Here is a 7,531-nt window from a genome sequence, read left to right as displayed (position 1 = left end):
GTTCGGGGGGTTGTTGCTGTGCGCTGCCGGGTGGCGGTTGGTGTTGTGTGGCGAAGAATTGGGTGCGGGGTGGGCCGCCGCGGCTCCGTTGCCGAGGCGGTCCACCCCTGGTCCTAGGCGATCGGCCGGTCCGTGGGTGCGATCGGGGCCGGGAGGACGTTCCGGCCGGTCAGGTAGGCGTCCACCCCGGCCGCGGCGGAGCGGCCCTCCGCGATCGCCCACACGATCAGCGACTGGCCGCGGCCCATGTCGCCCGCCACGAACACGTTGTCGACGCTCGTCCGGAAATCCGAGTCCCGCGCGACGTTGCCGCGCGCGTCCAGCTCGACGCCGAGCTGCTCGATCAGGCCTTCACGCTGGGGGCCGACGAAACCCATCGCCAGCAGCACCAGCTGCGCGGGCAGCTCCCGCTCGGTGCCCTCGACCTCGACGAACTTCCCGCCCTCGTTGCGGACCTCGACCAAGCGCAGCGCGCGCAGATTCCCCTGCTCATCGGCGAGGAACTCCTGCGTGCTCACCGAGTACAGCCGCTCGCCGCCCTCTTCGTGCGCCGACGACACCCGGTAGATCATCGGGTACATCGGCCACGGGTGGGCCTCCGACCGGGTCTCCGGCGGGCGGGGCATGATCTCCAGCTGCGTCACCGACAGCGCGCCCTGCCGGTGGGCGGTCCCGACGCAGTCCGCGCCGGTGTCGCCGCCACCGATCACCACGACGTGCTTGCCCTCGGCCGTGATCGGCGACGACTCCAGCACGCCCGACGCGACCCGGTTCGCCAGCGGCAGGTACTCCATCGCCTGGTACACGCCGGTCGTCTCGCGACCGGTCACCGGCAGGTCCCGCCACGCGGTCGCGCCACCGGCCAGCACCACGGCGTCGTAGTCCGACTTCAGCTGCTCGGCGGTGATGTCGACCCCGACGTTCACCGCGGTGCGGAACTCGGTGCCCTCGGCCCGCATCTGCTCCAGGCGCCGGTCCAGCCGCCGCTTCTCCATCTTGAACTCGGGGATGCCGTACCGCAGCAGCCCGCCGATCGCGTCCGCCCGCTCGAACACGACCACGTCGTGCCCGGCGCGGGTCAGCTGCTGCGCCGCCGCCAGGCCCGAGGGACCGGAACCCACCACGGCGACCTTCTTGCCGGTGCGCGTCTTCGGGACCTCGGGCGTGATCCAGCCCTCCTCCCAGGCGCGGTCCACGATGGAGATCTCGACCCGCTTGATCGTCACCGGGTCGTTGTTGATCCCCAGCACGCACGCGGTCTCGCACGGCGCCGGGCACAGCGTCCCGGTGAACTCCGGGAAGTTGTTCGTGGCGTGCAGCCGCTCGATCGCGTCCCGCCAGTCGTCGCTCCAGACCAGCGTGTTCCACTCCGGGATCAGGTTGCCCAGCGGGCAGCCCTGGTGGCAGAACGGGATGCCGCAGTCCATGCAGCGCCCGGCCTGCTGCTCCAGCTTGTTCGACGCGAAGTCCTCGTACACCTCGCGCCAGTCGAGCAGCCGCAGCGGCACCGGCCGGGTCTTCGGCGTCTCGCGCGGCGTCGTCAGAAAACCCTTCGGGTCAGCCATGTGCGGCCTCCATGATGGCTTCGTTCACGTCCCGGCCGTCGCGCTCGGCTTCCGCCCGCGCGGCCAGGACCCGCTTGTAGTCCTTGGGCATGACCTTGCCGAACCGCCCGATCGTGGTCTCCCAGTCGGCCAGCAGCGCCCGCGCCACCGGCGACTCGGTCTCCACGAAGTGCGCCTCGACCGCGTCCCGCAGGAACTCGACGTCCTCGTCGTCCAGCGGGTCGACGTCGACCATCTCCGGGTTCACCCGCAGCGGCGACAGGTCCAGCACGTACGCGATCCCGCCGGACATGCCGGCGGCGAAGTTGCGCCCGGTCGGCCCGAGCACGACCACGCGACCACCGGTCATGTACTCGCAGCCGTGGTCACCGACGCCCTCGACGACGGCCAGCGCGCCGGAGTTCCGCACGCAGAACCGCTCGCCGACCTTGCCGCGCAGGAAGATCTGCCCGCCGGTGGCGCCGTAGCCGATCACGTTGCCCGCGATGATGTTCTGCTCGGACGCGAGCCTGGCCTCCTTCGGCGGGCGCACGATGATGCGGCCACCGGACAGGCCCTTGCCGACGTAGTCGTTGGCGTCGCCGAACAGCCGCAGCGTGATCCCCTTCGGGATGAACGCGCCGAACGACTGCCCGGCGGTGCCGGTGAAGGTCACGTCGATCGTGTCGTCCGGCAGGCCCTCGCCGCCCCAGCGCTTGGTCAGCTCCGACCCGAGCATGGTGCCCACGGTCCGGTTGACGTTGCGCACCGGCAGCTCCAGCCGCACCTTGTCGCCGGAGCTGAGCGCGCCCTCGGCGAGCTGGATCAGCGTGTTGTCCAGCGCCTTCTCCAGGCCGTGGTCCTGCTTGACGACCTGGTGCCGCGCGGCCCGCGGCTCCAGCTCGGGCACGTGGAAGATCGGCGACAGGTCCAGCCCGCGGGCCTTCCAGTGATCCACGGCCGGGCGGGTGTCGAGCACCTCGGCGTGCCCGACGGCCTCCTCGATCGACCGGAAGCCCAGCCGCGCCAGGTACTCGCGCACCTCCTGGGCGATGAACTCGAAGAAGTTCACCACGTACTCGGCCTTGCCGTTGAACTTCTCACGCAGCTTCGGGTTCTGCGTCGCCACACCGACCGGGCAGGTGTCCAGGTGGCAAACCCGCATCATGATGCAGCCGGACACCACCAGCGGCGCGGTCGCGAACCCGAACTCCTCGGCGCCCAGCAGCGCGGCGATCACCACGTCGCGGCCGGTCTTGAGCTGGCCGTCGGTCTGCACCACGATCCGGTCGCGCAGCCGGTTGGCCAGCAGCGTCTGCTGCGTCTCGGCCAGGCCCAGCTCCCACGGGCCACCCGCGTGCTTGATCGAGGACAGCGGCGAGGCGCCGGTGCCGCCGTCGTGACCGGAGATCAGCACGACGTCCGCGTGGGCCTTGGACACACCCGCCGCGACCGTGCCCACACCGACCTCGGACACCAGCTTCACGTGGATGCGGGCGGCCGGGTTGGCGTTCTTCAGGTCGTGGATCAGCTGTGCCAGGTCCTCGATCGAGTAGATGTCGTGGTGCGGCGGCGGGGAAATCAGGCCCACACCCGGCGTGGAGTGCCGGGTCTTGGCGATCCACGGGTACACCTTCGCGCCGGGCAGCTGGCCGCCTTCACCGGGCTTGGCGCCCTGCGCCATCTTGATCTGGATGTCGTCGGCGTTGACCAGGTACTCGCTGGTGACGCCGAACCGGCCGCTGGCGACCTGCTTCACGGCGCTGCGCCGCTCCGGGTCGTACAGCCGCTCCGGGTCCTCGCCGCCCTCACCGGTGTTGGACTTGCCGCCCAGCCGGTTCATCGCGATCGCCAGCGTCTCGTGCATCTCCTGCGAGATCGAGCCGTAGGAGATGGCGCCGGTGGCGAACCGCTTGACGATCTCGGAGACCGGCTCGACCTCCTCGATCGGCACCGGCGGCCGCACGCCCTCCTTCAGCTCGAACAGGCCGCGCAGCGTGAACAGCTTCTTCGACTGCTCGTCGACGGCGTTCGTGTACTCCTTGAACACCTCGTACCGGCCGGTGCGGGTGGAGTGCTGCAGCTTGAAGACCGTGTGCGGGTTGAACAGGTGCGGCTCGCCCTCGCGCCGCCACTGGTAGTCCGAGCCGATCTCCAGCTCGCGGTGGTTCGGGCGGAACCCGTCGCGCGGGAACGCGCGGGCGTGCCGCTGCCGGACCTCGTCGTGCAGGACGTCGAACCCGACACCGCCCAGCCGCGAGGTGGTGCCGGTGAAGCAGGTGTCGATGACCTCCTGCGACAGGCCGAGCGCCTCGAAGATCTGCGCGCCGGTGTAGGAGGCCACAGTGGACACTCCCATCTTCGACATGGTCTTGCGGACGCCCTTGCCCAGCGCCTTGATCAGGTTCCGGGTCGCCTGCTGCGCGGTGACGCCCGGGATCTTGCCGTCCCGGGCCAGCTCCTCGACCGTGGCCATCGCCAGGTACGGGTTGACCGCGGCGGCGCCGTAGCCCAGCAGCAGCGCGATGTGGTGCACCTCGCGGGCGTCGGCGGTCTCGGCGATGATCCCGACCTGCGTGCGGGTCTTCTGCCGCACCAGGTGGTGGTGCACCGCGCCGGTGAGCAGCAGCGACGGGATGGCCGCGTGGTCGGCGTCGACCCCGCGGTCGGACAGCACGATCAGCCGCGCGCCCTCGGAGATCGCGTTGGACACCTCGGTCCGGATCTCCTCCAGCCGAGCCAGCAGCGCGTCGCCGCCGCCGTGCACGTCGTAGAGGCCGTGGATGGTGACGGCGGTGAACTCCGGCAGGTCGCCGTCGTCGTTGATGTGCACCAGCTTGGCGAGCTCGTCGTTGTCCAGCACCGGGAACGGCAGGACGACGCGGCGGCACGATTCGCCGGTGGCCTCCAGCAGGTTCGGCTGCGCGCCGAGCTGGGTGCCCAGCGAGGTCACCAGCTCCTCGCGGATCGCGTCCAGCGGCGGGTTGGTGACCTGGGCGAACAGCTGGATGAAGTAGTCGAAGATCGGCCGCGGGCCGGACGACAGCGGCGCCAGCGGCGAGTCGTTGCCCATCGAGCCGATCGGCTCGGCGCCGGATTTCGCCATCGGCGACAGCAGCGTGTCCAGCTCTTCCTCGGTGTAGCCGAAGGCCTGCTGACGGCGCACCAGCGACGCGTGGGTGGGCACCTCGCGCTCGCGCTCGGGCAGTTCTTCCAGGCGCACCAGGCCCTGGTCGACCCAGTCGCCGTAGGGGTGCTCGGCGGCCAGCTGCCCCTTGATCTCCTCGTCGTCGATGATCCGGCCCTGCGCCGTGTCGACGAGGAACATGCGGCCCGGCTCCAGCCGGCCCTTCTGCACGATCGTCGACTGGTCCAGCTCCAGCACGCCGACCTCGCTGGCGAGCACGACCAGGCCGTCCTCGGTGACCCAGTAGCGCGCCGGGCGCAGGCCGTTGCGGTCCAGCACGGCGCCGATCCGGGTGCCGTCGGTGAACGACACCAGCGCCGGGCCGTCCCACGGCTCCATCAGGGTGGAGTGGAACTCGTAGAAGGCGCGGCGCGCCTGGTCCATCTCCTCGTGGTTCTCCCACGCCTCCGGGATCATCATGAGGACCGCGTGCGGCAGGCTGCGGCCGCCCAGGTGCAGCAGCTCCAGGACCTCGTCGAAGCTGGCCGAGTCGCTCGCGCCACGGGTGATGATCGGGTAGATCCGCTTGAGGTCGCCCGGGATCAGGTCGGTGGACAGCATCGACTCGCGCGCGTCCATCCAGTTCCGGTTGCCGCGCAGCGTGTTGATCTCGCCGTTGTGCGCCACGTACCGGTACGGGTGGGCCAGCGGCCAGGACGGGAACGTGTTGGTGGAGAAGCGGGAGTGCACCAGGCCGATCGCGCTCGTCACGCGCTCGTCGGTCAGGTCCGGGAAGAACCGCGGCACCTGCGGTTCGGTGAGCATTCCCTTGTAGACGATGGTGCGGGCGGACAGGCTCGGGAAGTACACGTCCTCGTCGGCCAGCAGGTGCTCGGCGCGCTTGCGCACGCAGAACGCGGCGCGCTCCAGGTCCAGCCCGGTGCGCACACCTTCGCGCGAGGCGAGGAACAGCTGTGCGAAGTGCGGCATGGTCGAGGCCGCGGTCGGCCCGACGTGCTCGGTGTCCACCGGAACCTCGCGCCAGCCCAGGACCCGCAGGCCCTCCTCGGCGACCAGACCCTCGATGGCGCTCATCGCGCGGCCGCGGGCGGTTTCGTCGACCGGCAGGAACGCGGTGCCCACGGCGTAGTGGCCGGCCTCGGGCAGGTCGAAGCCGACGACCTCGCGGAAGAACGCGTCCGGGACCTGGATCAGGATGCCCGCGCCGTCACCGGTCTCGGGTTCGGCTCCTCTGGCGCCACGGTGTTCGAGGTTGCGCAGGGCAGTCAGGGCCTTGGACACGATGTCGTGGCTGCGTCGGCCGGACATATCGGCGACGAACGCGACACCGCAGGCATCGTGCTCGTATTGCGCGTCGTACAAGCCTTCCGGCTTGCGAACACTGTGGCGGGTCACGGCTGGCCGTCTCCTCACACGTGGGCGCGGCGCGGGCTGCTGTTAACACAGCAGCCCTCCTGCGCGATGGTCAGTCGAGAGCAGAAGTACGAGTCGCCTGAACGAGGGCAGAACTCGGTACACCGGCCACACGTCGTCGGGTGGCCGCCGGTCGGCACGTCTTCGGGCCGCTGGCGCGCGTCAGCGAGGTTCCCGGGTCGTGGTGGGCGGGTTCCCGCGGCGCGCCAGTTACCCCCGGGTTCGCCGGGTCTTATGACAGTAGTGTGAATTCGCCGTTATCGACATACGTCGACCGGACCTCGTGGCATATGCCATACGGCCGTTGACGCGACAGCCCCCGGTGTGGAAGTACCGTTGCACCAGCGTTGACCTGCGGAAAAGTGCGCGGGTGATCACTTCACCGGTTCGGGTGGATGTCCGATCAAGTAATCAAGGTGTTACGGACGCGGTGCGGCCGGTGGCCGGGATACTCGGGGTGTGGAGGGTCTGGTGCTGCGTTTCCTCGGCCACTCGACGGTCCGGATGGAGATCGCCGGCCGGGTCGTGCTGACCGATCCCGTGCTGACGCGCACGGTGGGCGGTTTGGTCCGGGTCGCGCCGCCGCTGGATCCCGCCGCGTACGCCGACGTCGATCTGGTGCTGATCTCCCACCTCCACGGGGACCACCTGCACGTGCCGTCGCTGCGGTTGCTGGGGCCGCACGTGCCGGTGGTGGTGCCGCGCGGCGCGGGCGGCTGGTTGCGGCGGCGGGGCTTTGCCGAGGTCGCGGAACTGGACATCGGGGAGCGGTTGTCGCTGGGCGATCTGCGGGTGACGGCGGTGCGGGCGGAGCATTCGGGGCACCGCTGGGGGCCGCGGTTCACGCACGGCCCGCAGGCGCGGGCGAGTGGTCATGTCGTGGAGGGGCCGGGGGTGCGGGTGTACGTGGCCGGGGACACGGACTTGCACGACGGGATGGCCGAGCTGGCCCCGGTGGATGTTGCGTTGCTGCCGGTGTGGGGCTGGGGGCCGAACCTCGGGCCGGGCCACCTGGACCCGGCGCGAGCGGCGGAGGCGGTCGCCCGGGTCCGGCCCCGCGTGGCGGTGCCGGTGCACTGGGGCACGCTGGCGGTGCCGGGCGTGGCGCGAACACCCCGGATGCGGCGCCTGCTGGTGGACCCCCCGAGAACCTTCGCGGCGACGGTGGCGGAACGGGGTTTGGAGACCGTGGTGGCGGTGACGGAGCCCGGAGAGAGGGTGAAGCCGCACAAGGTGCCCCGGTGAGGCCGCCGGTTGGCCCGGCTGCTGCTGGGGCTTCGGGCGCTGCCGGCGGTGCCTGGGCTGCTGCCGGGGGCTTCGGCGCTGCGCCGACACGCTCCGCCCGCTGAGCCGACACGCTCCGCCCGCTGAGCCGAGCGCGGCGGCTGCCCCGCCCCTGGGCACCGCCCGCCGCCCGGGGGCCGCT

Annotated in this window: 3 protein-coding genes; 1 reads left to right on the top strand and 2 read right to left on the bottom strand. The window is 70.9% G+C overall.

The window, feature by feature from the left end; all coding sequences use genetic code 11:
* Positions 1-113: 113 nt before the first annotated feature.
* Both D0D15_RS26635 and gltB read right to left on the bottom strand, forming a co-directional pair.
* Positions 114-1,565: a glutamate synthase subunit beta gene (locus tag D0D15_RS26635; protein WP_094006242.1), complete on the bottom strand. Its 1,452-nt coding sequence runs from the start codon at positions 1,563-1,565 to the stop codon at positions 114-116.
* Positions 1,558-6,087, bottom strand: coding sequence for a glutamate synthase large subunit (gene gltB / locus D0D15_RS26630; RefSeq protein ID WP_094006243.1), 4,530 nt, complete (start codon positions 6,085-6,087; stop codon positions 1,558-1,560). The genes D0D15_RS26635 and gltB overlap by 8 nt, the downstream gene beginning before the upstream one ends.
* Positions 6,088-6,564: 477 nt before the next feature.
* Here gltB and D0D15_RS26625 point away from each other — a divergent pair, with 477 nt between their 5' ends.
* On the top strand, positions 6,565-7,350 hold the full coding sequence (locus D0D15_RS26625) for an MBL fold metallo-hydrolase (RefSeq protein WP_094006244.1): 786 nt from the start codon (positions 6,565-6,567) through the stop codon (positions 7,348-7,350).
* The last annotated feature ends 181 nt before the right edge of the window (positions 7,351-7,531 follow it).

Source organism: Amycolatopsis thermalba (assembly GCF_003385215.1).
GTDB classification, from domain to species: Bacteria; Actinomycetota; Actinomycetes; order Mycobacteriales; family Pseudonocardiaceae; genus Amycolatopsis_E; species Amycolatopsis_E thermalba.
Note: the sequence above shows the minus strand (reverse complement) of the source record. Positions and strands in the feature narration are given on the sequence as shown.